General features: G+C 47.3%; 1 protein-coding gene. It reads right to left on the reverse strand.

Features of this window, described 5'->3' with window-relative positions; translation table 11 throughout:
- Positions 1 to 22 precede the first annotated feature (22 nt).
- The coding region (locus F0U44_RS23880) for a hypothetical protein (protein ID WP_149730576.1) at positions 23 to 296 on the reverse strand (274 nt) is incomplete at its 5' end.

Genomic DNA, 296 nt, shown 5'->3' on the forward strand with positions numbered 1-296 from the left:
CAACAGGTACAGAATCTGTTCTTTAGTGGTATTTGTAGTTCTTGTGGTGCTTAATTCTTCCATAGTTGATGGCATAGAAGAAGACCATGCTGCCAACTAGTAGTTGATAGAATGGAGCCATGCCAACCTTCTTAGGTTGTACGTACTTATGTTGCCATCTCCACCAGGCTCGACTGAAAGCTCCGGCTACAGCAGAGGGAGTCTTGCTGCGGCGACCGAACCATGAGCCGATTTCGTTCAGCTTCAACTGGCTGAATGGAGTATCAGGTTTTCCATAGTAGCGTGCCGGATCGTAA

It is taken from the genome of Nocardioides humilatus (assembly GCF_008373755.1).
Lineage (GTDB): Bacteria > Actinomycetota > Actinomycetes > Propionibacteriales > Nocardioidaceae > Nocardioides > Nocardioides humilatus.